The following is a 3709-nucleotide window of genomic DNA, read 5'->3' as shown; positions in this document are numbered from 1 at the left end:
CGCCCCCACACCCCCGCGCCGCGCCAAACGAGAGGCCCTACCTGTCAGGGACCTTCAGCGTGAGCCACACCCGCTTCCCCGGTCCCTGCCGCGGCACCACGCCCCAGTCGTCGGACAACGCGGCCACCAGCGCGAGCCCCCGCCCGCACTCGTCGTCCAGACCCGGATCCCGTGGCCGGGGCAGCAGATCGCCCGCGTCCTCCACCTCCACTCTCAGCAGCCCGTCCCCCCGGCGCAGCGTGACGGCGATCTCCCGGCCCGGCGGACTGCCGTGGCGCAGCGCGTTCGTGACGAGTTCCGACAGCAGGAGCGCCGCCGTCTCGCCGGGCTCCTCCGGCAGATCGAAATACGCGCACAGAGCCTCGCGCGCACGGCCCACGCTGCGCGGGTGACTGGGGAGGCGGAAGGTGACGTACCGATCGCGCCGGTTGCGATGGTCGTACTGGTCGAGCTGCTCACCGTCGAGGTTCATGGGAAGGACCTTCCCTGAAGTACGGATTTTACTTTCCGTACAACGGTGATGACTGAGTGGAGTTGCCCGTGATTTCCGCGTGGCTCCGCAACCGCCTTGAGGACAAGGGCTGTTGCGCGCGCGGGGCACCGAGAATTCATCTCAGGGGGTAATGCTTCCCAGTCCCCGGCGCCCCTCGCGGGCCACCGAATGCCGCTCAGTGCCCGTGCAGCCGGTCCAGATCGCGGCGTTCGCGCTTGGTCGGCCGGCCGGTCCCACGGTCACGCAGCGCGATCGGCACCGTGAACTCGCGCGGCGGGGGCGGCGGGCTGTTGTCCACGTAGCACTCCACCGCCACCGGCGCGCCCACCCGTTTCCGTACGGTCCGCGACACGACCACGATCCGCTCGCGCCCCGCGTGCCGCAGCCGGATCTCGTCGCCGGGCTTCACGGAGTGGGCGGGCTTGACCCGCTCGCCATTGACCCGTACATGCCCGGCGCGGCAGGCGGACGCCGCCTGGGAGCGTGTCTTGGTGAGGCGTACGGACCAGATCCAGCTGTCGACTCGTACGGTCCCGTCGCCTGACGTCTCGCCCGTATCTCCGGAAACAGAAGCCATATGTCGAGGGTAAGCGCGGCACGGCCCCAGCCCCCAGCGATATTCACTCCGGGACGGCGCCCCGGGCCGGACCGCGCCCGGACCGCGCCCCCGGCCGGAACCCCGACCGAAACAACTCCGCAACGCGACCGTCGCATCACTCCCCATCCCGGCGACTACGATGCGCTCGATCTCCCTTTACGGAGAACGGGGACATGTCTCCGGACGGGGAGTCTGTTTCTGATATGCCGACACATGTCGTGCTACACAAGGACACCGCTCCGGAAGCAGTGAACGCGATGCGCAACAACCCCGGCAGAGGCCTCCAGCCCAATGTCCTCGGTACCTTCGACACCGTGGTCATGGCGGTCGCGGGCAGCGCTCCCGCGTATTCGATCACCGCCACCACCGCGGTCCTCGTCGGCGCCGTCGGTCTCGCCAGCCCCGCCGCGCTGCTGTACTGCGCGATACCCATGCTGGGCATCGTGCTCGCCTACAGCAGGCTCGGCCGGCTCGACGCCCACGCGGGCGCCGCCTACTCCTGGGTGGGCCGTACGCTCCACCCCGCCCTGGGCTTTCTCTCCGGCTGGGCGCTGGTGGTCTCCGCGACGATCTTCATGGTCGCCGGATCGCTGCCCGCCGGTGCCATGACGCTCGCGCTGTTCGATCCCGCGCTGGCCGTCGACACGGAGCTGGCGCTGCTGGTCGGAGCGGGCTGGTTCCTGGTCATGCTGCTGGTGGTGCTCGGCGGCGCCCGGCTCACCGTACGGGCACAGCTCCTGCTCACCGGGGTCGAGCTGGCCGTACTCCTGCTGTTCGTGCTGGCGGCCGTCGTCCACAACGGCTCGGCGCAGGCCTTCGACTGGTCCTGGCTGGGGTTCGGCCACTTCGACGGGACGTCGGGCTTCGCGGCCGGCGCGCTCGTCGCCGCGTTCTACTACTGGGGCTGGGACGTCACCAGCAATCTCAGCGAGGAGACGCGCAACAGCCGCAGGACCGCCGGGCTCGCGGCCCTGATCGGCATGGGTATCGTCTTCCTGCTCTTCGAGGCTTTCACCATCGCCGTCAATGTCATCCTCACCGCCGACCAGATCCAGGCGGGCAGCGCGAATGTACTGGGGGTGCTGGGTGAGGAGATCTGGCCGGGCATCGGCGGAAAGCTGCTGATCGTGGCGGTGATGATGTCGACCATCGCGACCCTGGAGACCACCCTGATCCAGGTGACGCGCTCGCTGTTCGCGATGGGCCGCGACCGTACGATGCCCCGGGTGCTCGGCACCGTGCACCGCACCTGGAACACGCCCTGGGTGGCGATCGCCGTGGTCGGTGCCGTCGCGCTCGGGATGCTGGCGGCGGCCTCCGCGCTCGGCTCCGTCACCGAGATCATCTCCGACGCCGTCACCGCGATCTCGCTCCAGATCTGTGTGTACTACGGGCTGGCGGGCATCGCGGCCGTCGTCGCGTACCGCAAGGTCCTGCTGCGCTCGGTGCGGGACTTCGTGCTGGCCGGGCTCTGGCCGCTGCTGGGCGCGCTGTTCATGTTCTGGATGTTCTACGAGTCGCTGAGCGAGCTGACCGCGGTGGCGATCGCGATCGGGATCGGCGGGCTGGCCGCGGGTCTGGTGCCGATGGTCTGGTACTGGCTGCGGGGCAGCTCGTACTACCGGCCCGCGCGGCTGGACGCGTCCCGCGCGCCGGACGACAGCGAGGCGTATCAGGGCCCGGGCGCCGACCGGCCTGCGCAGGCCGGTGAGGCGCTGGCGACGGACTTCTGAGGAGCGTTGGCGCGAAGGGGCGTTGGTTCGAAGGAGCGTTGGCTCGAAGGGCATTGGTTCGAAGGAGCGTTGGCTCGAAAGGGCATTGGCTCGAAGGGGCGTTGCTTTCCAAGGACGCCGGGGCGTTGCGAAGAGAGGCAGGGGGCGTCATGGCGGAAGCCCGGCACCGCGCCGCCCGGGGCCGGTCCCGGGGCGGGTCTCCGGACCGGTCCTCGGGGCGGTCCTCCGGGCGGGAGACCGTGCCCGGCTTCGACCCGGACTTCGGCGACCGGCCGCTGACCGAGGCGCGGCAGGACATCGTCATCGGCCGCTGGCAGGGCGTACGCGATCTGCTGCGCGCCACGGGTGACGACTGGCCGCTCCGTACCCACCGGATACGGCTGCTCTCGCACGCCGCGGCCGGGAGTTCGGCCGTGGAGAGCTGGCGGGCCGCGGAGCCGGACAGTCCGGATGTGGCGGTGCTGCGGGCGGCGACCGAGGTGGTACGGGCCTTCAGCCTGGCCATCGCCGCCGGGCGCGGGGTCGCGACGGACCCGGCGCGGCTCGACGCGACGGTACTGGTCTGCCTTCAGGCGGCCGAGGCCCATCCCGCCGACCCGATGCCCTGGGTGTCGCTGCTCACCGTGGCGCGGCTGTACCAGGACGGGGTGAGCCGGGGCGAACTGCGGCGCTGGTGGGACGAGTTGCGCCGGCGCGACCCGTACAACACCGAGGGGCACACCCAGTTGCTGCGCTACCACGCGGCGCGCTGGCACGGCACCCACGGGCGGATGTACGACTTCGCCAGGGACGCGGCGGGCGCGGCGCCGCCCGGGTCGCCGCTGCCGGTGCTGGTGCAGATCGCGCGGGTGGAGGAGTACCGCTACGCGGCGGAGGGGGTACGGG

4 protein-coding genes are annotated in these 3709 nt (G+C 71.0%); 2 read left to right on the top strand and 2 right to left on the bottom strand.

Annotated features, from left to right (window positions below; genetic code table 11):
• Window positions 1-37: 37 nt before the first annotated feature.
• Together WH07_RS32630 and WH07_RS32625 are read right to left on the bottom strand one after the other, a co-directional pair.
• Complete coding sequence (locus tag WH07_RS32630) at window positions 38-472, bottom strand: ATP-binding protein (RefSeq protein WP_046508162.1); 435 nt, start codon at window positions 470-472, stop codon at window positions 38-40.
• Between the two features lie 196 nt (window positions 473-668).
• Window positions 669-1070 carry an RNA-binding S4 domain-containing protein gene (locus WH07_RS32625; RefSeq protein WP_046508159.1) on the bottom strand — a complete coding sequence of 134 codons (402 nt, stop codon included), beginning with the start codon at window positions 1068-1070 and terminating at the stop codon, window positions 669-671.
• A gap of 278 nt (window positions 1071-1348) precedes the next feature.
• Between WH07_RS32625 and WH07_RS32620 the strand changes: the two genes are divergently transcribed.
• Together WH07_RS32620 and WH07_RS32615 are read left to right on the top strand one after the other, a co-directional pair.
• On the top strand, window positions 1349-2824 hold the full coding sequence (locus WH07_RS32620; RefSeq protein WP_046508167.1) for an APC family permease: 1476 nt from the start codon (window positions 1349-1351) through the stop codon (window positions 2822-2824).
• A gap of 149 nt (window positions 2825-2973) precedes the next feature.
• Window positions 2974-3709: hypothetical protein (locus tag WH07_RS32615; RefSeq protein WP_232789141.1), on the top strand; the 736-nt coding region annotated here is incomplete at its 3' end.

This window comes from Streptomyces odonnellii, assembly GCF_000981895.1.
In the GTDB taxonomy this organism is placed as follows: Bacteria; Actinomycetota; Actinomycetes; order Streptomycetales; family Streptomycetaceae; genus Streptomyces; species Streptomyces odonnellii.
Note: the sequence above shows the minus strand (reverse complement) of the source record. Positions and strands in the feature narration are given on the sequence as shown.